We start from the raw sequence: 22846 nt of genomic DNA on the forward strand, positions 1-22846 counted from the left end.
GAACCCGCAGCCAAAAGCCGGCCCGACCAGCGGAGCGCTACGGCACCCTGACCCACTGCGCCTTGCTCGGCGTCCCCTGGTCATCGTCCACGAACAGCATGTACCACCCCGCCTGAACAAGGTTCTTGTTCTTCGGCACGGTCACCGTGATCTTGTTCCCGGACGCCTTGAAGTCCAGCGCGATGGACCGCTGGTCGACGTCCGTCACATGTGTGGACGCGCTCGGCCGGATCAGCCGTACCTTCTTGATCGAGGAGGCGTGCTGCGAGGTGAACGTCCCCGACTCCCCGCGCTTGATGGTCTGCGGCCCGCCCGACAGCGACGGCCGCGAGTCCCGGTACAGATACGGCGGCGTGTAGATCTCGATCCGCTGTTCGAACTTGCCCGGCTTGGTGTTCGCCTTGTCCCCGTACAACGAGTCCGACCCGAAGAACATCACCCGTCCGTCGGGCAGCAGCAGCGACCCGGAGTGGTAGTTCCGGCCCACCAGCGGATCGGCGACCTTGTTGAACGTGTTGGTCACCGGGTTGTACAGCCGCGCCTGAAGGATGTTGGAGTCGCTGCGCCCCCGGTAGTCCTCCGAACCACCGGACACCAGCACGGAGTCGTCCGGCAGGATCGAGGCCTGCGCATAGCGCGTGCCCTTCTCCAGCGAGGGGCCGTCCACGAACTTCGGGTCGTCGGCCAGCATGTCGACGATCCGTGTCTTGTTGCTGGACAGCTTGGACTCGCCGACCCCGCCGCCGCCGATCACCATGTACTTCTCGTCCTGCGCCGGAGGCAGCAGCACCGTGCCGGACGTCTCCAGCAGCTTGGGATCGCTCAGCCCGGGCACCTTGGTGAACTTGTTGGTCTCCACGTCCCAGACGCCCGGGTCACGACCCACGTCGTCCGGCCCGTAGCCCGCGTTCGAACCCGAGTAGAAGATCTTGCCGTTCTGCATCAGGAACAGCGCCGGGTACGTCGGGAACTGCATGGTCTTCGGCGTGTACGTCCACTTCTTGGTCTTCGGGTCGAAGATCTCGTTCTTGCCCGGGACCAGCTGGCCGATGTCGTCGAGACCGGAGACGCTGAGGATCTTGCCGTCGCTCAGGGTGGTGAGCGTCGGGTACCAGCGCGCCTCCTTCATCGGGTCGACCTTGATGTACTTCTCCGCGACCGGATCGAACTCGAAGGCGTCCCGGATGCCCTGGAAGTCCTTCTTGTCGAGGGCGAGCTTCTGCGCGATGCCGTACGTGTTCTTGGCGTCGGCGCCGGTCAGGCCCTGGACGGTGTAGTTGTCCTGCGTGCCGGTCTCGTACTTGGCGCCGCTCCTTTGCGCCTCGACGTAGATGCGGCCCAGACCGGGGGTGTTGCCCAGGAACTTGCCGGTCTTCTTGTCGAAGTTCTTCGTCGCCCGCTCGACGGTGACCGGGTCCTTCGACACGAAGGTCTTGCCGTTCTCCTTGCCCACGAACTTCGTGCCCGCGGGCAGCGTGATCGGCTTGTCCGGGTTCTCGTTGTGGACGATCATCAGGCCGCCGGCCTTGGTGACGTCACCCTTCAGCTTCTCGTACCGCTTGGTGCCGCCCGCGATCAGCAGGTTGCCGTTGGCGAGCTGGGTGTGGCCGGTGCAGAACAGGTCCTTGGGCGTCGGCACCTTCTTGATGGTGCCCTTGACCGGGTCCCAGATCCGGGTGTCGAACTTCTTGTCGTCGAAGTTGTCCTGATTGTTGCCCGACCCCGCGACGAGCAGCACCTTGCCGGTGTGCAGCAGCGCCGCGTGGATGGTGTTCTGCCGGTACTCCTCGGGGAACTCGATGACTTCCCACTTGCCGTTCTCGGCTTTGTACTCCGGTCTGTTGATTTGGTACTGGTGGTATTTCTCGGTCCCGAAGCGGTACAGCCACGGCCCGTTCATCCCGGCCAGCGCGAGCACCACCGCCGTGCCTATCGCGAGTCGACGAGCGCGGCGGCGGCCTGCACGGTCGTTCATTCCTTACGTCCCCCAAGTCCACCAAGGGCGATCTGCATGGTCTGGTCGCCCGTCCCGTCCGAGCCCCTGTCCGACGCTGCCCAGCTCGGCTTGTGCTGGGGGGCGTGCTGGGCCGCCGTGCGCTGCACCGGCAGCGACTGCGGCTCGTAGGCCCCCACGGGAGCCGCGGGCTGGGCAGGCTGGGCGGGCTGGGCGACGGGAGCCGCGTCGCGCGGCTCCTGCTCGGGCACCGCGGGCTTCTTCTTCGCCTGACGCAGCATGTGGCGCCAGACGAAGATCGGCGTGGCGGTGATCAGCGTGGCGAACGTCGCCCAGATGATCATCGCGGGGTGCGAGTGCCCGAAGACGAAACCGGCGGCGATCGAGGCGCCGAAGATCACGATGAAGTACCAGTGGTACCGGAAGGTCCCGAACCACCTGTCCGGGCTGGCCGAATCGCCCTTGGGGGTGACCACGAACTTGCTCTTGCGGCGCAGTACGGAGTCGATCAGCGCCTTCGCGTAGAGCGGCGCGGACAGAGCCGACATCACCATGCCGGCCACACCGCCGGACCCCTCGGGCTCGTGCGGGGAGACGTTGTGCCGGCGGTTCCAGATGTACAGGCCGATCTGCAGCGCGGAGGCGTTGCCGTAGAGCATCAGCCACACGGTCGGGTCGATGTTCACACCCGAGGCGCCCAGGCCCAGGAACAGGGCGCAGCTCAGCGCCGCGAGGATCCAGTTGAGGGCGGACATCGGGTAGAAGATGATCATCATCGTGTAGTTGAAGAGCTTGCTCGGCGGCAGCGAGTACCAGCCCTTCCAGTACTGCTTGAGGATCGTCTCGTACGTGCCGCGCGACCAGCGCATCTGCTGGGTGAAGAAGTCCGTCCAGGCGCTGGGACCCTCACCGACCGCGAGCACGTCCGGGGTGTAGACCGAGCGCCACTTCTTGCCCGTCGCCGGGTTCTTGTGCCGGTGGATCTCGAAGCCGGTCGCCATGTCCTCGGTGATCGAGTCGTACAGACCGCCGATCTGCTTCAGCGCCTTGATGCGTACGGCATTCGACGTACCCACGAACATCGGAGCGCCGTAGCGGTTGCCCGCGCGCTGGATCAGCGCGTGGAAGAGGAACTGCTGAGACTCGGCGGCCTTGGTGACGAAGTTGTCGTAGTTGCCGTAGACCTGCGGGCCGATGACGAAGCCGACGTTCGGGTCGCGGAAGAAGCCGAGCATCCGCTCCAGGTAGTTGGGCAGAGGCACGTGGTCGGTGTCGACGGAGGCGAAGTAGTCGTAGTTGTCGCCGTGCGCGTCGAGCCAGGCGTTGTAGTTGCCGTGCTTGGTCTTGGCGCGGTGCGGCCCCTCGGGCTGGTTCCACTTCGCGACGCCCTTGCGGGAGAAGTGGTGCACGCCGAGGCGCGCGCAGACCGCCTTCACCTCGGGGTCGTCGCCCTCGTCGAGCAGCCAGACATGCATGAGGCCGCGGTGGCGGATCTTCACCGCGGCTTCCAGGGTCTTCGTCACCATCTCCAGCGGCTCCTTGCCGGGCACGAAGGAGGTGAGGAAGGCCACTCTGGTGCCGGTCTCGGGCACCACCGGGATCGGGTCGCGGGCGACCAGCGTGGCGTGCGCGTTCGACAGCACGTTCATGCAGCGGAAGAACTCGATCAGACCGATCGAGACGAGCATGACGATGTCCAGCGCCGGCAGCCAGGCGAAGGCCGGGTAGTCGCGCTCCGTCCAGTGCTCCGGCTGCAGCAGCCAGACCAGCAGCACCAGCGACAGCACCGGGGCCGCGGCCAGCATCAACGCGACCCTTATGCGGTGCGGCTCCTGCGAGATCAAGGAGCGGTACTGCACTCTGTACGGCTTGTTCGGATCGGGCTGGGTGAGGGGACCGGCCAGCCGGCTGTAGTGCTCGTAGTCGTACTTCGGCAGCGTCTTCTTGATCCTGCGGAACGCCCCCGTCCGATGCGAAGGCACCCTGAGCTGGGTCGTGCTGGACGGGTCGTAGTCCTGCCGGGCGCCCGTCGGCGTCGACGTCATGAGTCATCCCCCCACACGCGGTACGCCGCGTGTTTCGTTTCGTTTCCTTACGTCCGCTCGAGTCCCCCTCGACCTTCACAGACGTATCAGCGGTGGGTCGCAGTCACCACATGCTCTACAACTTACAGACATCGGTGTGCGACCTTCCGGTTGCATGATGCCCCCCTCGGCATCCGGCCATGAACGGGGCCCCTTTCCCCGCACCAACCGGGCAACCGGCTCCTTGCCCCCCAACTGCCGCGAATCGGCGGCATCTTGATGAACCAGGGTTCTACGGCGTTCATCATGATCGCAAGATGCGAAACGCGGTGTTTACCGGTCATACGCGTTCATTGTGGCCCCTGTGGGGACCTTGTGGAGCCGTTGTGGACAAGCGGGTGCGGATGTTGCCGAAGTGCTCTGGCATCCTCCGCTCGCGTCGCGTGCCCGACGCCGTGCGCACGCGCGGCCTGTTCTCCCATACGGTCGACGATCGCGTCCGGTTCAACGATGTCGGCCTGCGGGATCGGCCAAACGAGTAGTGGGCCCCTCGTTCGTACGAGGGGCCCACCCTGTCCGTGCGCCGCCAGGGACTCGAACCCCGGACCCGCTGATTAAGAGTCAGCTGCTCTAACCAACTGAGCTAGCGGCGCGCGCTGACCTTCACAACTTTACCGGACGTCCTGGGGTGCTCCTGACCGCCCGCCCCGGCCCGCGGAGGGCCTGCCGTACATCATTCGGACCGTCAGCATGCGCGTGCGGAAGACGGTTGAGAAACTGATGAATGTGTACACGTATGAACAATTCCAGCAGGAATGTGGCAGAGATGTGAGGGGAATCGCATGGCGACTCCGGTCTTCGAGGAATTGCCTGCTTCCCATGGGGTGCCCGGCTATCCCGGGCGGGCGCTGTTCCGGCCCGGGGCGAACAACGAGTACGTCACCCAGCTGGGGCGGCAGCTGGTGAAGAAGGGGTTCGGCAAGTACCGCACCACCGGGCCGGGACCGCGCTGGGGGGAGGCGGACCGGCGCGGCGTCGAGGCCTTCCAGCGCGCTCAGGGCTGGCGGGGCGGCGCGGCGGACGGCTACCCGGGGCCGGAGACCTGGCGGCGGCTCTTTTCGTGAACCGGCTGTCCCACCGACTGTCCCCATCGACTGTCATGACGCATCTGGCGCGGAGGCTGGAGGCACGCATGAGTACGACCACTTCCCACACCCCGGAGTCCGAGGGACCGCCCGCGCGGCCACGCGACCGGCTCATCCAGAACGAGTCGACCACCGAGATCCCCGTCCATCTGCTGTTCCGCGACGAACCCGACCCGGTGGCGGTGCCGCTGAGCCCCGCGGTCGTGGGGCGCCGGCACGGGACCGGGGAGCAGCCGCGGCTGCGCAGACCCGCTCCCGCCCGGCCCCGACGGGTGCCGCGGGTCGACCCCGCCCTGGTGGAGCGGCCCGCGCGGGTGCTGCCCGGTGCGGCGGGCGTGCTCGCCGGTGCCTGCGGGCTGGCCGGATGCGTGGCCGTCTCCTGGTGGGCGGGCGCGCTGCCGCCGCTCGTGGTGGGGGCGCTGGGCCTGCCGTCGTACGCGGGCGCGGGCCTCGGTCCCGCGCAGTGGGCGGCGTACGCGGGGGCGAGCGTTCTGGGGCTGTTCGGCTTCGGCGGGCTGGCACGCGGCCGGACCGGGCGGGCCTGGGTGCTCGGCCTGTTCGGCCGCTACCGCGGGACCGTCCGGCGCACCGGCCTGCTGTGGGTCAACCCGCTGCTGCTGCGCCGCCGGGTCGACGTACGGCTGCGGCACTGGCGCAGCGAGCCGATGCACGCGGCCGACGCGAGCGGGGTCGCCCTGCGGGTGGCGGTGCTGGTGGTGTGGCGGGTGCGGGACACCGCGCGGGCCACGCTGGGGGTGGAGGACCACGAGACGTACCTGCGCGAGTGTGTCGAGGCGGCGCTCGCCCGGGTGCCGGTGGAGATGCCCGGCTACGGCCCGGCCTCCGTCGACGCCGCCGAGGAGGCGCTGACCCGGCGGGTCGTGACGGACACGGCGCCGGTCGGGATCGAGGTGTTCTCGGTGCAGCCGCTGCGGGTGGAGTACGCCCCCGAGGTCGCCGCCGCGATGCACCGCCGCCGGATCGCCGCGCTGGACGCCCAGCACCGGGCGAGCGTGCTCACCTCGGTCGTCGACTCGGTGGAGGACACGGTGACCCGGCTGACCATGCGGGGGCTGGTCGAACTCGACGACTACGAGCGGAAGGTGCTGGTGAAGGACCTGACGGTGGCGTTCTGCGCGGGGCGCGGGGAAACGACTCCGTGATTGGTATGGACATGTTCAAGAGGCGGTCATAATCTCAGACTTGGTCTAGACCTACCTGCACAGCTCACTGAACCTCCCCCACGTTCTCCAGGAGCGGCAGCATGCGCAGAAGGACCAAGTCGTACGCCGCCGTGGTGGGCCTCGCCACCGCCGGAACCCTCGTGCTCTCCTCCGGTGGCGCCAGCAGCCACGGCTACACGGACCTCCCCATCAGCCGGCAGAAGCTCTGCCAGAACGGCACCGTGACGAACTGCGGCGACATCCAGTGGGAGCCGCAGAGCGTCGAGGGCCCCAAGGGCTTCCCCGCCTCCGGTCCGGCCGACGGCCGGATATGTTCCGGCGGCAACACGCGGTTCGCACAGCTCGACAGCTCCAAGACGCCCTCGGGCGGCGCCTGGCCGACCACCAGGGTGACGGGCGGCCAGCGCTACACGTTCCGCTGGCAGTTCACGGCCATGCACGCCACGACCGACTTCAAGTACTACGTCACCAGGCCGGGCTGGAACCAGAACCACAACCTGGCCCGCTCCGACCTCAACCTCACCCCGTTCCTGACCGTCCCCTACGGCGGCCAGCGCCCCCCGTCCACGCTCTCCCACAGCGGCACGCTGCCGTCCGGACTGAGCGGCCGCCACGTGATCCTGGCGGTGTGGACGATCGCGGACACGGGCAACGCGTTCTACGCCTGCTCGGACGTCACGTTCTGAGGCTCCACATCTGACGGTACGTCAACTACCGTGCGCCTCCATGGAGACCAGGAGGCGTACGGTCGCGGAACTCGTTCGGGACCGGTGGGGAGACCACCGCCCGGGTCTGTGGTGCGAGGGCCGGGTGCTGACCCATCACCAGGTGGCGGCGGGGGCCGCGGCACGAGCCGCGCTGCTGGCCGACCTGCTGCCACCGCGCGCACACGTCGGGGTCCTGCTCGACAACACCCCCGAGTACCCGCTGTGGCTGAGCGCGGCCGCCCTCGCGCGCGCCGCCGTGGCCGGAATCAACCCCACCCGCCGGGGCCCCGAACTCGCCCGCGACATCCTGCACACCGAATGCCGGATCCTGGTCACCGAGCGCACCCACCTGCCCCTCCTCACCGGCCTCCACCTGCCCGGAGTACGCCTGCTGGTGACCGACACGGAGGAATACGGCGACCTGCTCGCCCCCTACGCCGACGCGCGGCCGGACGCCTCCCGCGCCACCCCCGCCGACCACCTGCTCCTCTACTTCACCTCCGGCTCGACCGGCGCCCCCAAGGCCGCGCTCTGCTCCCAGGGCCGCCTGGCCGCCGCCGGGAGCTCCTTGGCCGAGCAGTTCGGGGTGGTCCCCGAGGATGTGCACTACGTCTGCATGCCGATGTTCCACGGCAACGCGGTGATCGCCGACTGGGCGCCCGCGCTCGTGGCCGGGGCGGGCGTGGCGCTGCGGCGGCGGTTCTCGGCGTCGTGGTTCCTGGCGGACGTACGGCGGTACCGGGCGACGTACTTCACCTACGTCGGCCGGGCCGTGCAGTACATCCTCGCCACCGAGCCGCGCCCCGACGACCGGGACAACCCGCTGCGGCTGGGCTTCGGCACGGAGGCGGGGGCGGTGGACGCGACGGCGTTCGAGCGGCGGTTCGGGGTGCGGCTGGTGGAGGGATACGGGTCCTCCGAGGGCGGCGCGGCGATCCAGTGGCGGCCCGGCACACCGCCCGGCGCGGTCGGTCCGGCGGCACCCGGCCTTGTCGTCCTCGACCCGGAGACCCGTGAGGAGTGCCCGCCGGCCGTTTTCGACGGGGACGGGCGGCTGCTGAACGGCGAGGAGTCGATCGGGGAGCTGGTGAACCGCGGACCCAGCCCCTTCGAGGGGTACTGGCGCAACCCGGAGGCGGAGGCGGAGCGCCGGCGGGACGACGGCTGGTACTGGACCGGGGACCTCTTTTACCGCGACCGCGACGGTTTCCTCTACTTCGCGGGCCGCTGCGACGATCGTCTCCGCGTCGACAGCGAGAACCTGGCCGCCGCGATGATCGAGAACATCCTCGCCCGGTACGAGGGCGCGGTCGCCGTCGCCGTCTACGCGGTGCCGGATCCGGTCACCGGGGACCAGGTGATGGCGGCGATCGCCGGCGACTTCGCACCCCGGGCCTTCGCCGAGTTCCTGCTTGCCCAGCCGGACCTGGGGACGAAGATGGCGCCCCGCTTCGTACGGGTGGTGGAGCGGATGCCCGTCACGGCCACGAACAAGATCCACCGGGCGCTGCTGCGGAGGGAAGGGTTCCGGTGTGCGGACCCCGTGTGGTGGCGGCCTCCGGGGGAGCAGGCCTACCGGAGGCTGACCAGGGAGGAAGCCGAAGGGCCCCTCGTGTCCACGAGAGGCCCTTCACCTGTGCGCCGCCAGGGACTCGAACCCCGGACCCGCTGATTAAGAGTCAGCTGCTCTAACCAACTGAGCTAGCGGCGCGTGACTCCCGCCGTCCGCTCTTGGCGGTCGGCGACAAGGAAAATACTACCTGGTCCGCAGGGGTGCTCCTGACGCCGATCCGTGTGTCCTGGATCGCCTCTGTGTTCCAGATCGGTGTTCCAGATCGGTGTTCTAGATCGCCAGGGACAGCAGTACGGGCGCCGCCCCCCGGTTCAGCCGGTCCGCGGCCTGGCGGAGCCGGTGGGCGTGCTCGACCGGGAGGGACAGGGCCAGGCAGCCGACCGAGGAGCCTGCCGTGATCGGGACGGCCGCGCAGACCGTGCCGACCGCGTACTCCTGGAGGTCGAGGTGGGGCACCGTCGGCGGCTGGGACTCCAGGCGGGAGAGCAGCAGCTTGTCGCTGGTGATGGTGCGCGAGGTGAGGCGGGCCATCTTGTGACGGGAGAGGTGGTCGCGGCGGCTGTTGTGGTCGAGCTGGCCGAGCAGGCTCTTGCCGATGGCGGTGGCGTGCGCGGAGTAGCGGAAGTCGACCCACTCGTGAACCGCGGGAGTGGCCGGGCTGTCGGCGTACTGGGTGATGTTGATCTCGCCGTCGACATAACGGCTGATGTAGACGGCGGCGCCGACGGAGTCGCGCAGCCGGTCGAGAGTCTGCTGGAGCCGCTCGCGCACCGCCTGCTCGCGGTCGACTCCGGCGGAGCCGAGGCGGGTGAGGGCCTCACCGGTGACGTACGCGCCGTCGGTGACCTGCTCGACGTATCCCTCGCGGCGCAGCATCCGCAGGAGCGTGGTCAGCCGCTCCGGACTGAGGCCGGTGAGGCGGGCGAGCTGGGTGTCGGTGACTCCGGTGGTGTGCCGCGCCACCGTCTCCAGGACGCGCAGGGCGTCCTGGGCCGAGTGGTACGGCGCGGTCGGCTCGTGCATCAGCGCCACGGTGCTCCCCCTGCGCTTGTAGGGCCGGTTTCCGGACAGCCGGGCCCTACCACGATAGCCGCCAACCGCCGTCGGCGGAGGGACTGTTCCGCAGATTCGGGGCGCGATGCCGGGGCCCGGCAGGGCGTGTGAACTGGGGATTATGCGAAGGGCATATGCCCATGGCGGGGCGCCGGCCACAGTGCCGGCGCCCTCCCGCGCGGGACCCTACAGAACGGCGTTCAGGAACTCCCGCGTGCGTTCGTGATCGGGGTCGCCGAAGAGCTTCTCCGGCGGTCCGGACTCGATGACACGGCCCGAGTCGAACATCAGCACCTGGTCCGAGATGTCCCGGGCGAAGTTCATTTCGTGGGTCACGCACAGCATCGTGATGTCGGTGCTGCGGGCGAGGTCCCGCAGCACGTCCAGCACACCGGCCACGAGCTCCGGGTCCAGCGCCGACGTCACCTCGTCCAGCAGCAGCACCTGCGGCCGCATCGCCAGCGCCCGGGCGATCGCCACCCGCTGCTGCTGGCCGCCCGACAGCTGCGTCGGATAGGCGTCGCACTTGTCGAGGAGGCCCACCAGGTCGAGCAGGTCCCGGGCCCGCTGCTCGGCCTCGTCCTTGGACATGCCGAGGACGGTGACCGGCGCCTCGGTGACGTTCCTGAGCACCTTCATGTTCGGGAAGAGGTTGAACTGCTGGAACACCATCCCGATCTTCTTGCGGACCTCGCGGACCTGCTTCTCGGGGGCCGGGAAGAGCTGCTCCCCGTCGACGGTGATCCTGCCCTCGTCGGGCTCGGTCAGGGTCATCAGCAGCCGCAGGATCGTCGTCTTGCCGGAGCCGGACGGGCCGATCAGCGTGACGTGCTTGCCGGTGTCGACGGAGAAGTCGAGGTGGTCGAGGACGGTGTTGCCGCCGAAGCGCTTGGTGACCTGCTCCAGGCGGATCAGTTCCCGGGTTTCCCCGGCGGCGGCCGGGGCCGCGGCCTGCTTGTCGAGGGCCGGCGCCGAGGGCTGGTCGCCGTCCGCGGCGGATGGCTGCTTGTCGGACGGTGTCGTGGGTTCGGTGTCAGCGGGCAAGACGACGCTCCAGGGCTCGGAGGAGGAGGGAGGCGGGATAGGCGATGAGGATGAAGGCGATCCCTACGACCACGATCGGCTCGTTCATCTGGAAGGTCTGCGAACCGAACTGGCGGGCCTCGCCGAGCATCTCCAGCACGCCGATGACCATCAGCATCGGCGAGTCCTTCAGCATCGCGATGACGTAGTTGCCCAGTGCGGGCACGACGCGGCGCAGCGCCTGCGGCAGGATCACCGCGGTCCAGGTGCGCGCGCGCGGCAGGCTGAGGGCGGTCGCCGCCTCCCACTGGCCGACGGGCACGCCGTCGATGCCGGCGCGGTACACCTCCGCGGTGTACGTGGAGTAGTGCAGGCCGAGGCCGATCACGCCCGTGGCCAGCGCCGAGAGGGTGAGGCCCCACTCCGGCAGTACGTAGAAGATGAAGAACAGCTGCACCAGCAGCGGGGTGTTGCGGATGAACTCGGTGATCGCCGTGACCGGCCAGCGCACCACCTGCAGCGGCGAGCGCTGGGCGAGGGCCCAGACCAGTCCGAGGCCGAAGGCGATCAGCGAGCCCAGCACCAGGGCCTGCAACGTGACGACGACGCCGTCCCAGAAGGCCGGCATGAAGTCGCCCACCGTGGACCAGTTCCAGTTCACGAGGCACCTCCGGAGGCGGCGGACGAGCCGGCTACGAGGTCCTGCGGCCGTCCGGCGTCGGCCTTCCCGGCCCCGGGCCGGGCCAGGGCGGTCGCGATGCGGCCCTTGGGCGGGGTCCGTCCCACACTCGCCTTGGCCCTGCGTTCCACCAGGCGCATCACGCGGGTGAGCAGGAAGGCGAGCACGAAGTACATGACGAGGATGACGGTGTAGACCGGGGCGCTCTGACCGGTGGCGTTGCGCACCAGCTGGGCCGCGAAGGTGATGTCGCCCACGCCCAGGACGGAGACCAGGGCGGTGCCCTTCAGCAGCTCGATGAGCAGGTTGTTGAAGGGCGGCACCATCTCGGGCCAGGCCTGCGGCAGCACGATCTTGCGCATCCGCTGGGCCGGCGTGAAGCCCAGGGCGACGCCCGCCTCACGCTGGGCCGGCGACACCGCGGCCACCGCACCCCGGACGATCTCCGAGCCGTAGGCGCCGTAGGTGCAGCCCAGCGTGAGCACGGCGGCCCACATCGGCACGAGCTGCCAGCCCAGGGTCAACGGCACCACGAAGAACACCCAGATCATCAGGACCAGGGCGGAGGTGCCGCGGAACAACTCGAAGTACGCGCCCGACACGAACCGCACGATCCACAGCCTGTGCGTGCGGGCGATGCCCACGACGAAGGCGACGACCGCGCCGAGCGCGGCACTGAACACGGTCAACTGGACGGTGATCCAGACACCGTCGAGGATGAGGGCCCACAGGCCGGAGGTGATGTCACTCATGACCGACACTTCTCCTCGGCCGTGAGGTTCGTCATCTGGTCCTTCGTGAAGCCGAAGGGCCGCATGATCTCCAGCAGCTCACCGCTCCGCTTCAGCTTGTGCAGCTCACGGTTGAAGGCGTCCCGAAGGTTCCGCTCCGGCAGCCGAAACGCGAAGGCGCCGACGTCGATGACCGGTTTACCGTCCACGTACGGCGTGACCTCCTCGGTCGCCTCCACCTTCTTGCTGCCGGTCTGCTCGACCACGTTGCGCACCGTGACGGCGGTGCCCACGAAGACGTCGACCCGGCCCTGTTCGACGGCGAGGAGACCGGCCAGCTGGTCGGGCAGGGTGGTGATCTGCTTCACCCCTGCCTCCTTGGCGTAGTCGATCTCCGCGTAGCCGATGCCGGTCGCCATCCGGGCGTTCGCCCGCGCTATGTCGGCGTAGGTGCGCAGGTTCTTCGGGTTGCCCTTGGGCACGATGAAGGCGTCCTTCATCTGGTACTCGGGGTCGGCGAAGAGCACCTGTTCGCAGCGTTCGGGGTTGATGTACATACCGGCGGCGACCACGTCGAACTGGAGCGAGTTCAGTCCGAAGATCAGCGAGCCGAACTCGGTCGGGAACGGTTCGACCTTGTCGACGCCCAGGTTGTGGAAGATGTGCTCGGCGATGGCCGGGGCCGACCCGGTGATCTTGCCGTCTGTTCCTATGTAGCCGTACGGCTGTTCGCCCGCGATGCCCAGTCGCACGGTGCCGTTGGCCCGCAACTGGTCGAGCAGGTGCCCGCCGTCCCCGGTGTCGGCCGTGGCCACCCGGCTGCACCCGCTGCTCGCCCCGACCGCGCCCGCCGTGACCAGCGCGGCCGTGCCCGAGAGCAGGGTGCGCCGGCGCATGCCGGGTCTCCTCGTGCTTCGTGAGCCGTTGTCGTCTGCCTGCAGTCCAACCATGGGCGCGCGGCTACCCGGATCGACACCGGGTATTCCGGCCACTCCCCGTTTATTCACGTACGGGGGTGTTCTCCAGCGAGTTGCATTGGAACGCCCGCCGCAGGGCAGATGGGCCCGGAGGAACGCAGAGCAACGCCGAGGAACTCCAAGGCACTCCGAGGTACTCCGAGGCACTTCAAGCGACTTCAAGCGACTTCAAGGGGACGGAATGGCAGAACGCTACGTGGAGGTCGCGCTGGACCGACGCGGGGTCCGGTGCCGGGCACGACTGCTCGACGACCGGGCACCGATCACGTGCGCGGCGGTGTGGGACGCGCTGCCCCTGAGCAGCGACGTCTACCACGCGAAGTACGCGCGCAACGAGATCTACGCCCTCTTCCCACCCTTCGCGGAAGCCGAACCGCCCCTGGAGAACCCGACGGTCACCCCGATCCCGGGCGACCTCTGCTACTTCTCCTTCGCCGGCGCCGAACTCGGCACCAGCGCCTACGGCTACGACCGCGAGGTCCGCCCCGGCACCACCCTGGTCGACCTGGCCCTCTTCTACGAACGCAACAACCTCCTCCTCAACGCCGACGTCGGCTGGGTCCCCGGCATCGTCTGGGGCCAGATCGTCGAGGGCCTGGAGGACATGGCGGCGGCTTGCAACGACCTGTGGCGGTCCGGGGCGGCGGGGGAGACGCTCAGTTTTCGGCGGGTGTGAGGCCGGTCTGGCGGAGTGGGGCTCAGCCCTGCGGTAGTCGCCGAGCGTGAGGCCGGGAAGCGCTGTCAGTGCCGGGTCCTACGGTTCTGGCATGGAGCGAACTTCAGGTGCGGAGGTACAGGCCTACTACGCCGAGTCGGCAGAGCGGCTGGGGAGGGTCTACGAGAGCGTTTCGTTCGAGTCGGTGCATGAGGCGCTACTGGACCTGCTTCCGGACGCACCCGCGCGCGTGCTGGACGTCGGTGCGGGGACCGGGCGCGACGCGGCGGCGCTGGCGGCGCTTGGATTCTCGGTCGATGCCGTGGAGCCGGTGGCGGAGTTGCGCCGGGTGGCCGCGCGGTTGCACCCCGAGTCGGGTGTGACCTGGCGAGAGGGCGCGCTCCCGGAACTGCATGGTGTCCAGGGGCCTTACGACGTCGTTCTGCTGTCCGCCGTGTGGATGCATCTCCTGCCGGAGGACCGTCCGATCGCCATGCGGCGCCTGGCCGGGCTGCTGGCTCCGGCCGGCACGTTGTTGATCACATTGCGCCGCGGCGAACCGCCTGTTGACCGGCGCATGTTCGACATCCCGCCGGAGGAGGTCGCCGGACACGGGGCAGATGCGGGGCTCACTCTGCTTCGGGTCGTCGACGAGGGAACTGACCGGCTCGGCCGCGAGGCGGTGCGCTGGAACTCCGTGGCGCTCCGGAAAGAGCAGGGATGAGCGGCAGCAGTTACTTCTACGCGCAGGATGCCTCCGCGCGTACCTCGTGGCGGCTGGCAGTGCTCATGGGCGCGAACTCCCGGACGTACAAGTTCGCGCTCGGCACGGCGCTGCTCGACGCGGCCGGACGCGGGCAAAGCGAGATCCCGCTCGCCGAACTCGCGGCCCCGTACGCCCTGGAGCTGGCGCGTCATCTCGGCGACGCGCCCCAGGCCCCCGAGGGTGTCGCCCTGCGTGACTCGGACTTCCTCGTGATCGTCAAGGAGGAGCGCGCCGAGACGCTGGCCGCCGGGCAGCCGACCGAACGACTGCTTGAGGCCGCGGCCCGGTCCATGCCGGCCATGGTCATGCAGAAGTTCCACAACCTACGGGGCGGCACTCAAGCGCCCCACCGCTTCTTCGACCTGACGGGCGGTGCCGGGCGACGCTCGGTTCGCCTCACCCCCGACGCCCTACGCGTCGCGCGGTCCGAGCAGGCTGCTGGCCTGCGCGCGGAACTCGACGCTCGGTGGAGCATCGTCGAGAGCTCCTTCGCCGCAGGCGTGGGGCGCAGTCTCATCGAGGACGGTGTCGCGGTCGACTGGGACTCGCTCAAGCTCACCGACAAGAAACGGCGTCGCTCCGTCGCCAAGGTCGCGGACGCGCTCATCGGGTTCCAGCACGGCCGCTGTCTCATCTGCGACGAGGTCGTCGCCCCGGGCCAGGCGGTGGCGGTCGATCACGTCTTCCCCTTCGCCCTGATGCGGCGCCTGCACAGCGTGAGGGCCTGGGCCGGTCCCGACCTCGACGCGCTGTGGAACCTCGCCCCCGCCCATGCCACCTGCAACGGCGGCAAGAGCGACCGCCTGCCCCTGCCGGTGGAGGTGCACCGTCTCGCCCTGCGCAACGAAGCGATCATGGACTCTCCGCACCCGCTGAAGAAGACCCTTCAGCTGAGCCTCCAGCAGGCACTCGGTGCTCGTCGGAGCACCTCCTGGCCCGGGTTCCTCGAGGCCGTTCGGGACCTGGCCATCTGATGACCGCGGGGGGAAGAGGTGGACCACTCGTCGTCCCGCGAGACGCTCAGCTTCCGCCCCCCGTCACCCCCGCCTCGTCCATCGCATGCGCCGCCCGCAACACCAGATCGTCCCGGTGCCGGGCGGCCACGATCTGCAGGCCCACCGGCAGCCCGTCGCCGTCCGTGCCCACCGGTACCGACGCCGCCGGCTGCTGGGTCATGTTGAACGGGTAGGTGAAGGGCGTCCAGCCCGTCCAGCGGCGGTGGCCCGAGCCCTTCGGGACCTCGGCGCCCGCCTCGAAGGCGGTGATCGGGAGGGTGGGGGTGACCAGCAGGTCGTAGGAGTCGTGGAAGTGGCCCATGCGGCGGCCGAGTTCCATGCGGACGTCGACCGCGGCCAGGTAGTCGAGCGCGCTGTAGCGGGCGCCCTGTTCGCAGATCTCTCGCAGGCCCGGGTCGAGCAGCGCCCGCTGGTGCGGGCCGAAGTGCTGGGTGACGCGGGCCGCGCCGCTGAACCACAGGGTGTGGAAGGCGTCCACCGGGTCGGTGAGGTCGGGGTCGGTCTCGGTGACGTACGCGCCGAGGTCCGCCAGCCGCTCCACCGCCCCACGCACCGCCGCCGCGACCGCGGGCTGCACCGCCACCTGGCCGCCGAGGGTGGGCGAGTAGGCGACGCGCAGGCCGTGCACGCCGCCCGACAGCCCCGCCGCGAAGGAACCGGGTGCCGCGCCGAGCGCCGACCAGTCACGGGCGTCCGGAGCGCCGATGACGTCGAGGAGGAGGGCGGAGTCCGCTGCGGTCCGGGTCATCGGGCCCACGTGGGCGAGGGTGCCGAAGGCGCTCGCGGGGTAGAGGGGGACTCGGCCGTACGTCGGCTTCAGCGCGAAGATCCCGCAGAAGGCCGCCGGGATACGGACACTGCCGCCGCCGTCCGTGCCGAGGGCGAGCGGTCCCGCGCCGAGCGCCACGGCCGCCGCCGCACCGCCGCTGGAGCCGCCCGCGGTCCGCGACGGGTCGTGGGGATTGCGGGTCACACCGTTCAACGGCGAGTCCGTCACCCCCTTCCAGCCGAACTCGGGCGTCGTGGTCTTGCCGAGGAAGACGGCGCCGTGCTCGCGCAGCCGGGCGACGGAGGGGGCGTCCTCGTCCCAGCGGCCCTGCTCCGAGATCGCCTTCGAGCCCTTGAGCGTCGGCGCCCCGCGCAGCAGCAGGATGTCCTTCACCGTGACCGGCACGCCGTCCACCAGCCCGGCCGGCTCGCCGCGCCGCCATCGGTCGGCCGACGCCCGCGCCTGCGTGAGGGCCTCGTCCGCGAGGAGGCGCACGAACGCGTTCACCTCCGGCTGGATCGCCTCGGCCCGCTCCAGGGCCGCGCGGGTCGCCTCAACGGGGCTGAATTCGCCCTTGCGGTAGCCGTCGACGAGTTGTACTGCGGTCAGTTCGGTGAGCTCCGGCATCCGCGCCTCCATAGGACGATCAGTGTCCGGGTACGTACCCACGCTGCTTGTCGACCACGTTCGGCAGCGGCTTTCCCGCCTCCCATCGCTCGTACATCTCCACGAACTGAGTGCCCAATTCGTCCCGCCAGCCAACCGTGTCTCCGCTCATGTGCGGGGAGACGATCAGGTTCGGGACCTGCCACAGCGGGCTGTCGGCGGGCAGCGGCTCGTGCTCGAAGACGTCCAGGGCGGCGCCCGCGATCCAGCGCCTGGACAGCGCCTCGGCCAGCGCGTCCTCGACGACCAACTGCCCCCGGCCGATGTTGACGAACCGCGCCGAGGGCTGCATCACGCCGAAGCGGCGGGCGTCGAACATGCCGTGCGTCTGCTCGGTCAGCGGCGCCGCCGCGATCACCCAGTCGGCGCGGGCCAGCAGCCGGTCGAGGTCCTCGGGTCCGTGGACACCGGCGCGCGGGGTGCGGCCGACCAGCGCGGCGGTGATGCCGAGCGCCTCGAGTGTGGCGACGATCGCCCGCCCGATGGGCCCGGCCCCGACGACGCACGCGCGTGTGCCGGCGACCCGCTCCGACTCGCGGTGCCGCCAGGTCCGCTCCCGCTGGAGGTCCCAGGTGCGGGGCAGATCCTTGGCCATCGCCAGGACGAGCGCGGCGACGTACTCGGCGATCGGTTGGTCGAAGACGCCGCGGGCGTTCGTCACCACGGTGTCGGAGGCGGCGAGTTCCGGACACATCAGGTGGTCGACGCCCGCGCTCGCCGTGTGCACCCAGCGCGGCCGCGGGCCTTCGCCCGGCCAGGCCGCCCGTACCGCGTGCGAGGCGAAGTCCCACACCAGCAGCACATCGGCGTACGGGAGCCGCTCGGCGAGCGTCGATTCGTTCGCGTGCTCGACGCGGGCGCGGCCGGTGAGGCGGCCGAGCCGGGGCAGCGGTTCGGCGTCGAGGACGAGGACGGTGGGGGTGCCTTCGGCAGAAGGGCCGAAAGAGGGAGGTGGGCCGGATTCGGGTGCGGTCATGAGGGTGCCGTTCGGAAGCCGATTTTCGGGCATGACAGCCGCCTGACGTGGGCGGATACTGGGAGTTGACCAGTGTGTGACGCGGGCGTGACAAGGGCGGATTGACCACGCTCGCACCCCAACCTACCTTCGTCAACACGGACATGTGCACGGTCCGTTGTCCCCTGGTCCCTCACCGTGAGGCCGGTGCCTGCCATGGACGTTTCCTTTCTCGGTGGCCCGCGCCGCCAGCGCGGTGTCGGGGTCGTGGCTCCCTTCGACTTCGCCCTGGACCGTGAGCTGTGGCGTTGGGTCCCCGACGACGTGTCACTGCACCTGACACGCACGCCGTACGTGCCGGTCGAGGTCAGTCTCGACCTGGCCCGGCTGGTCAGCGAGCACGAGACCCTGCACGAGGCGGTGCGCACCCTGACCGCGATCGCGCCCGAGGTCGTGGCCTACGCCTGTACGTCCGGCAGTTTCGTCGGCGGGATCGCCGGGGAGCGCGCGATGTGCGGGGCGATGACCACAGCGGGCGCCGTGCCCTCGGTGACGACGTCCGGGGCGCTCCTGGCGGCGCTGGAGGAGCTGGGCGTACGGCGGGTGGCGCTGGTGACGCCGTACACCGTGTCGGTGACCCGGGCGCTGGAGGAGTACGTGGCGGAGGCCGGGGTCACGGTCACCGGATGCGCGTACATGGGCCTGACCAGCCACATCTGGAAGGTCCCGTACCGCGATGTGGCGGAGATGGCCCGCAGGGCCGTGTGCGGGGCCGCCGACGCGCTGTTCATCAGCTGCACCAATCTGCCGACGTACGACGTGATCCCCCAGCTGGAGGCGGAACTTCGGATGCCGGTGATCTCGGCCAACCAGGTGACCATGTGGGCGGCGTTGCGCCAACTGGGTACACGAGCCGTGGGACCGTACCAGGCGCTGATCGATCCGGCGGCGCGGACCGGTCCCGTGGTGCCGGAACTGCCGGGACTGCCGGACATGCAGGGACTACCGGACATGCAGGGACTACCGGAACTGCCGGACGAAGGACAGCAGCAGGAAGGCTGGACATGACAGCACTCGGATTCCTCTACCCGGGCCACTCCGCCGAGGACGACTATCCGCGCATCGAGCAGCTGCTGGGCAGCGACGTCCGACTGGACGTGGTGCACACCGACATCGGCGAGGACGCGCACCGGGTCGACGCGCTGCGCGAGATGGGCTCCGCGGGGCGGCTCGCGGCAGGCGTCGAGGAACTGCGCCTGGCGGGCGCCGAGGCTGTGGTGTGGGCCTGCACCAGCGGCAGCTTCGTCTACGGCTGGGAGGGTGCCCACGAGCAGGTGCGCGCCCTGGCCCTCACGGCGGGTATGCCGGCCTCCTCCACGTCGTTCGCCTTCATGCACGCGGTGCGGGAGCTGGGGGCGGGGCGGGTCGCGGTGGGCGCGACGTATCCCGACGACGTGGCGGACCTCTTCGCGGAGTTCCTGCGGGCGGGCGGTGCGGAGGTCGTGGCACTGCGCGGCTCCGGGATCATCACGGCGGCGGAGGTCGGGACGTGGGGGGAGGCCGAGGTGTCCGCGCTGGCGCGCGCGGCCGACGATCCGGACGCGGAGGCGCTGCTCCTGCCGGACACGGCGCTGCATACGGCGGCCCACATCCCGGCCCTGGAAAAGGAACTCGGCAAGCCGGTCCTCACGGCGAACCAGGTGACGGTGTGGGAGGCACTGCGGCTGACGGACCGCCGGGTGAACGCGCCGGCGCTGGGGGCGCTGTTCACCAGGGAGCCGATCGTCCAGGCCTGACGGCGGGGCTCTGGGGTCGCCCTGGGGCTCCGCCCCCGGGGCCTTCGCCCGCCCGACTCGGTGACCTCCCGGCCGACCGAGTCGGGTGGGCGGGTGGGTGAAAGGAATAACCGGAGACCCCCTCCTGTTAACCCCCGGAGGACAGCGCACGGCACACAACAGGAGGCCCCCACCGTGACCCCAACGGCACACGAGATCCGGGGAACAACCCACGGCACCGCCCCCACCCCCCTCTCCGTCCTGGACCTGGTCACCGTCGGCGCGGGCCGCACCGCCACCGACGCCCTTCGCACCGGCGTCGCCCTCGCCAAGCTGGCGGAGTCCCGCCGCTTCCACCGCTACTGGGTCGCCGAGCACCACTCCATGCCGGGCGTGGCTTCGTCCTCCCCCGCCGTGATCCTCGCCCACCTCGCCGCCCACACCACCCGCATCCGCCTCGGCTCGGGCGGCGTGATGCTCCCCAACCACGCCCCGCTCGTCATCGCGGAGCAGTTCGGCACGCTGGAGGCCATGGCCCCCGGCCGCGTCGACCTCGGTCTCGGCCGAGCCCCGGGCACCGACGGCGCCACGGCCGCCGCCCTCCGCCGTACCGACCGCCTCAACGAAGGCGCCGACGACTTCCCCGAGCAACTCGCCGAGCTGATCCGTTTCCTCGACGACGACTTTCCCGACGGCCACCGCTACCGCCGTATCCACGCCGTCCCGGGCCCGATCCAGGCGACCTCCCCCGGCGGCGTCCAGTCCCCGCACCGCCCGCCCGTCTGGCTCCTCGGCTCCTCCGGCTTCAGCGCCCGTCTCGCCGGCGCCCTCGGCCTGCCCTTCGCCTTCGCGCACCACTTCTCGGCGCAGAACACCGTCCCGGCCCTGGACCTGTACCGGGAGTCCTTCCGGCCGTCCGCCGTCCTGGACGAGCCGTACGCCCTCATCGGCGTCTCCGCCCTCGCCACCGAGGACCCGCACGAGGCCCGCCGGCAGGTCATGGCCGCCGCGCTGAACATGATCCGCCTGCGCACCGGCCGCCCCGGACTCGTCCCCACCCCGGAAGAGGCGGAGGCCTACCAGTTCAGCCCGATGGAGCGGGAGTTCATCGACTCCTGGAACGCCAACGTCATCCACGGCACCCCCGACGAGGTCCGCTCCGGCCTCGACGACCTGCACAAGCGCACCGGCGCCGACGAGCTGATGATCACGGGCAACGCCCACAGCGGGGACGTACGCCTGCGGTCGTACGAACTGATCGCGGACGCCTACGGACTGCCCACGGCCTGAGCCCGCACCACGTCACACCCGCACCACGTCACACCCGCACCTCCAGCAATCCGGAGATACGATCCGGCGGCACCGGCCGCGAGTACAGCCACCCCTGGCCGGTGTCGCACCCGATCCGCCGCAGCCGGGCGGCCTGCGCCGACGTCTCCACGCACTCCGCGGTGACGGTCAGGCCGAGTCGGTGGGCGAGCTCGATCATCGCCTCCACGACGACCTCGTCAGCCGGGTTCGGGGGGACGCCTTCCCCCTCGTACTGGAACCCCCGTACGAAGGAGCCGTCCAGCTTCAGCACCGACACCGGCAGCCGGCTCAGGTACGCGAGGTTCGAGTAGCCCGTGCCGAAGTCGTCGATGGCGATGTGCACGCCCATGTCGCTGAGCGCCTGCAGCGCCTGGAGCGGGCGGCCCGCCGAGCCCATCACCGCCGACTCCGTCAGCTCCAACTGCAGCAAATCCGGCTCGAGGTCCGTCTCCGTGAGGATCTCCGCCACGTCCGCCACCAGATCCGAGTCCCAGACCTGACGCACCGCCACGTTCACGCTCACGAAGATCGGCGGCTCCTCGGGGTGGTCCAACTGCCAGCGGCGGGCCTGTCGGCAGGCGGTGGCCAGCACCCAGCGGCCGAGCGGCACGATCGAGCCGTCCTCCTCGGCCAATCCGATGAACCGATTCGGCGTCAGTACGCCGAACTGCGGATGATTCCACCGCACCAGCGCCTCGACGCCCCGCAGCCGGCCGTCCTCCATGCACACCAGCGGCTGGTACTCGAGGGTGAACTCGCCCCGCTCGATGGCCGGGCGGAGCGTGGAGACGAGGGCCTGACGAGTCATGCGGTGGGCGTTGCGCTCCGGATCGAAGAGCGTCCAGCGGGACTTGCCGTCGGCCTTCGCCCAGTACAGCGTCGTATCGGCGGCCTGCATGAGGCCCGTGGCGGTCGTGCCCGCCGCCTGCCGCTCCACGACTCCGATGGAGGCGGAGACCGACAGCCGCCGGCCGACGATGTCGAACGGCGCCTGAATCGCCGTCAGGACGGACTCGGCGAGGTCGGCGAGCTGTTCGGTGCCCGTGGAGTCCTCGACGAGCAGCGCGAACTCGTCGCCGCCGAGCCGCGCCACCAGCGGGGCACTCACCCGCCCGGCACCGGCCTCCTCCGCGCACCGCGTGAGGCGTCCGGCCACGGCGGCCAGCAGGCGGTCGCCGACCCGGTGGCCGAGGGTGTCGTTGACGGCCTTGAAGCCGTCCAGGTCCAGGTAGCACAGGCCGATCCGGCCGGTGCCGCCCTGCTCGTACGCCTCCGCCTCCAGTGCGGCCGTGAGGCGTTCGAAGAACAGGGTGCGGTTGGGCAGCCGGGTCACCGGGTCGTGCATCTGCAAGTGGCGCAGTCGGGCCTGGAGTTCACGGTGGCCGCTGATGTCGGCGACGGACAGCAGGACGACGCCGGGTCCGTCCTGTGGGAGGGGGGCGACCATGACCTGCGCCCAGAAGGACTGGCCGTCGGGGTTCTTGATACGGCGCGTGCAGCGCAGCTTGGCCTGTCGGCCGCGCAGGATCTCCCGGTAGGCGTGCCAGGAGCGGGCGTCGGAGGCCAGGTCCACCAGATCGGCGGCGACGCGCCCGGCCAGCGCCTCCGGTGCGATGCCGAGGAGTTCGCCGAGCTGGTCGTTGGCGCCGACGACCAGACCCTCGCGGTCGACGACGGCCATGGCGAGCGGCGCGGCGTCGAACACCGAACGGTACGCCCACGCCGTACGTGGAGATGCGGTGCTGTCACTCTCTGTGACGGCCGACCCGTCGAGGTCTGCCGCGGGCGTCGGCCCTTCGGACGTTCCGCTCACCGCTCACTCCCGCAGTGCATTCGATCGCTGTCCGCCAGGAAAGTGTGCCGATCATAGGGGGCTGGCCCCG

General features: G+C 70.1%; 20 protein-coding genes, 2 tRNA genes and 1 pseudogene. 11 read left to right on the forward strand and 12 right to left on the reverse strand.

Going from position 1 to position 22846, the window contains the following annotated elements; translation table 11 throughout:
* Positions 1 to 37: 37 nt before the first annotated feature.
* The gene (gene glxA, locus ABT063_RS07330; RefSeq protein WP_351056214.1) at positions 38 to 1975 is read right to left on the reverse strand and encodes a radical copper oxidase GlxA; all 1938 of its coding nucleotides are present in this window, start codon (positions 1973 to 1975) and stop codon (positions 38 to 40) included.
* Positions 1972 to 3999 carry a glycosyltransferase family 2 protein gene (locus tag ABT063_RS07335; RefSeq protein WP_351056215.1) on the reverse strand — a complete coding sequence of 676 codons (2028 nt, stop codon included), beginning with the start codon at positions 3997 to 3999 and terminating at the stop codon, positions 1972 to 1974. The genes glxA and ABT063_RS07335 overlap by 4 nt, the downstream gene beginning before the upstream one ends.
* A gap of 365 nt (positions 4000 to 4364) precedes the next feature.
* On the opposite strand from ABT063_RS07335, the gene ABT063_RS07340 reads away from it, so the two are divergent.
* The gene (locus ABT063_RS07340; RefSeq protein ID WP_351056216.1) at positions 4365 to 4520 is read left to right on the forward strand and encodes a hypothetical protein; all 156 of its coding nucleotides are present in this window, start codon (positions 4365 to 4367) and stop codon (positions 4518 to 4520) included.
* 37 nt (positions 4521 to 4557) lie between these two features.
* On the opposite strand, the gene ABT063_RS07345 is transcribed toward ABT063_RS07340, so the two are convergent.
* Positions 4558 to 4631: transfer RNA gene (locus tag ABT063_RS07345), tRNA-Lys, on the reverse strand.
* Between the two features lie 216 nt (positions 4632 to 4847).
* Between ABT063_RS07345 and ABT063_RS07350 the strand changes: the two are divergent.
* The 4 genes and pseudogenes from ABT063_RS07350 to ABT063_RS07365 all read left to right on the forward strand — a co-directional run.
* Positions 4848 to 5102 (forward strand): annotated as a pseudogene (locus tag ABT063_RS07350) (peptidoglycan-binding protein); the annotation flags it as partial.
* A gap of 68 nt (positions 5103 to 5170) precedes the next feature.
* A complete protein-coding gene (locus ABT063_RS07355) occupies positions 5171 to 6286 on the forward strand; it encodes an SPFH domain-containing protein (RefSeq protein ID WP_351056217.1) in 1116 nt (371 codons plus the stop codon).
* A gap of 101 nt (positions 6287 to 6387) precedes the next feature.
* Positions 6388 to 6993 (forward strand): lytic polysaccharide monooxygenase auxiliary activity family 9 protein, encoded by a 606-nt coding sequence (locus ABT063_RS07360; RefSeq protein WP_351056218.1) that lies wholly within the window; start codon positions 6388 to 6390, stop codon positions 6991 to 6993.
* Between the two features lie 40 nt (positions 6994 to 7033).
* Positions 7034 to 8686, forward strand: a complete 1653-nt coding sequence (locus tag ABT063_RS07365; RefSeq protein WP_351056219.1) for a long-chain-fatty-acid--CoA ligase — start codon at positions 7034 to 7036, stop codon at positions 8684 to 8686.
* On the opposite strand, the gene ABT063_RS07370 is transcribed toward ABT063_RS07365, so the two are convergent.
* From ABT063_RS07370 to ehuB, 6 genes are all read right to left on the reverse strand, one after another.
* Positions 8652 to 8725: transfer RNA gene (locus ABT063_RS07370), tRNA-Lys, on the reverse strand. The two genes, ABT063_RS07365 and ABT063_RS07370, sit on opposite strands and share 35 nt — an antisense overlap.
* 132 nt (positions 8726 to 8857) lie before the next feature.
* Complete coding sequence (locus ABT063_RS07375) at positions 8858 to 9619, reverse strand: IclR family transcriptional regulator (protein WP_351056220.1); 762 nt, start codon at positions 9617 to 9619, stop codon at positions 8858 to 8860.
* A 207-nt stretch (positions 9620 to 9826) separates the two neighbouring features.
* Positions 9827 to 10555 (reverse strand): ectoine/hydroxyectoine ABC transporter ATP-binding protein EhuA, encoded by a 729-nt coding sequence (ehuA, locus tag ABT063_RS07380; RefSeq protein WP_351056458.1) that lies wholly within the window; start codon positions 10553 to 10555, stop codon positions 9827 to 9829.
* Between the two features lie 118 nt (positions 10556 to 10673).
* Positions 10674 to 11324: an ectoine/hydroxyectoine ABC transporter permease subunit EhuD gene (gene ehuD / locus ABT063_RS07385; protein ID WP_351056221.1), complete on the reverse strand. Its 651-nt coding sequence runs from the start codon at positions 11322 to 11324 to the stop codon at positions 10674 to 10676.
* A complete protein-coding gene (ehuC, locus tag ABT063_RS07390; RefSeq protein ID WP_351056222.1) occupies positions 11321 to 12094 on the reverse strand; it encodes an ectoine/hydroxyectoine ABC transporter permease subunit EhuC in 774 nt (257 codons plus the stop codon). The genes ehuD and ehuC overlap by 4 nt, the downstream gene beginning before the upstream one ends.
* Positions 12091 to 12969: an ectoine/hydroxyectoine ABC transporter substrate-binding protein EhuB gene (ehuB, locus tag ABT063_RS07395; RefSeq protein WP_351056223.1), complete on the reverse strand. Its 879-nt coding sequence runs from the start codon at positions 12967 to 12969 to the stop codon at positions 12091 to 12093. The genes ehuC and ehuB overlap by 4 nt, the downstream gene beginning before the upstream one ends.
* Before the next feature lie 262 nt (positions 12970 to 13231).
* Here ehuB and ABT063_RS07400 point away from each other — a divergent pair, with 262 nt between their 5' ends.
* The 3 genes from ABT063_RS07400 (at position 13232) to ABT063_RS07410 (ending at position 15445) form a co-directional block, all read left to right on the forward strand.
* Positions 13232 to 13726 carry a DUF3830 family protein gene (locus tag ABT063_RS07400; RefSeq protein WP_351056224.1) on the forward strand — a complete coding sequence of 165 codons (495 nt, stop codon included), beginning with the start codon at positions 13232 to 13234 and terminating at the stop codon, positions 13724 to 13726.
* A gap of 91 nt (positions 13727 to 13817) precedes the next feature.
* Positions 13818 to 14429 carry a class I SAM-dependent methyltransferase gene (locus ABT063_RS07405; protein ID WP_351056226.1) on the forward strand — a complete coding sequence of 204 codons (612 nt, stop codon included), beginning with the start codon at positions 13818 to 13820 and terminating at the stop codon, positions 14427 to 14429.
* Entirely contained in the window at positions 14426 to 15445 is a 1020-nt protein-coding gene (locus tag ABT063_RS07410; protein WP_351056227.1) for an HNH endonuclease, read from the forward strand. The genes ABT063_RS07405 and ABT063_RS07410 overlap by 4 nt, the downstream gene beginning before the upstream one ends.
* A 46-nt stretch (positions 15446 to 15491) precedes the next feature.
* On the opposite strand, the gene ABT063_RS07415 is transcribed toward ABT063_RS07410, so the two are convergent.
* Together ABT063_RS07415 and ABT063_RS07420 are read right to left on the reverse strand one after the other, a co-directional pair.
* Positions 15492 to 16883, reverse strand: coding sequence for an amidase (locus ABT063_RS07415; protein ID WP_351056228.1), 1392 nt, complete (start codon positions 16881 to 16883; stop codon positions 15492 to 15494).
* Positions 16884 to 16902: 19 nt separating this feature from the next.
* The gene (locus tag ABT063_RS07420) at positions 16903 to 17898 is read right to left on the reverse strand and encodes a D-2-hydroxyacid dehydrogenase (RefSeq protein WP_351056229.1); all 996 of its coding nucleotides are present in this window, start codon (positions 17896 to 17898) and stop codon (positions 16903 to 16905) included.
* A gap of 195 nt (positions 17899 to 18093) precedes the next feature.
* Between ABT063_RS07420 and ABT063_RS07425 the strand changes: the two genes are divergently transcribed.
* From ABT063_RS07425 to ABT063_RS07435, 3 genes are all read left to right on the forward strand, one after another.
* On the forward strand, positions 18094 to 18945 hold the full coding sequence (locus tag ABT063_RS07425; RefSeq protein ID WP_351056230.1) for a maleate cis-trans isomerase family protein: 852 nt from the start codon (positions 18094 to 18096) through the stop codon (positions 18943 to 18945).
* On the forward strand, positions 18942 to 19673 hold the full coding sequence (locus ABT063_RS07430; RefSeq protein ID WP_351056231.1) for a maleate cis-trans isomerase family protein: 732 nt from the start codon (positions 18942 to 18944) through the stop codon (positions 19671 to 19673). The genes ABT063_RS07425 and ABT063_RS07430 overlap by 4 nt, the downstream gene beginning before the upstream one ends.
* Positions 19674 to 19847: 174 nt before the next feature.
* Positions 19848 to 20942 carry an LLM class flavin-dependent oxidoreductase gene (locus ABT063_RS07435; RefSeq protein WP_351056232.1) on the forward strand — a complete coding sequence of 365 codons (1095 nt, stop codon included), beginning with the start codon at positions 19848 to 19850 and terminating at the stop codon, positions 20940 to 20942.
* A gap of 28 nt (positions 20943 to 20970) precedes the next feature.
* On the opposite strand, the gene ABT063_RS07440 is transcribed toward ABT063_RS07435, so the two are convergent.
* Positions 20971 to 22776 carry a putative bifunctional diguanylate cyclase/phosphodiesterase gene (locus tag ABT063_RS07440; RefSeq protein ID WP_351056233.1) on the reverse strand — a complete coding sequence of 602 codons (1806 nt, stop codon included), beginning with the start codon at positions 22774 to 22776 and terminating at the stop codon, positions 20971 to 20973.
* Positions 22777 to 22846 lie beyond the last annotated feature (70 nt).

Source organism: Streptomyces sp. NPDC002838, from assembly GCF_040295365.1.
Taxonomy (GTDB): Bacteria; Actinomycetota; Actinomycetes; order Streptomycetales; family Streptomycetaceae; genus Streptomyces.